General features: G+C 60.5%; 1 protein-coding gene. It reads right to left on the reverse strand.

Annotation, left to right across the window (positions count from 1 at the left end; translation table 11 throughout):
• Positions 1 to 233, reverse strand: a 233-nt coding sequence (locus AC3XQU_RS25005; RefSeq protein WP_489876778.1) for a site-specific integrase, incomplete at both ends; no start/stop codon positions are given.

The raw sequence follows: 233 nt of genomic DNA on the forward strand, positions 1-233 counted from the left end.
GGTTCCGCTCGCTGCGTTTGGTTGGGATAGCGAGGACTCGTTGGATCGACGCCGCATGTTCGGGGTGGCGGAGCGCGGCCCAACTGAATAGCGAGCGGATTGCCGCGAGCCGATTGTTGCGGGTGCGGACACTGTTTCGCCGGTCGCGTTCGAGGTGGTCTAAGAACGCAGCGACAAGTGCAGCGTCGATGTCATCGATGTCAAGATCGCAGGGATGTTTGTGGGTTCTTTCG

It is taken from the genome of Telluria sp. AZSoR62 (assembly GCF_058111565.1).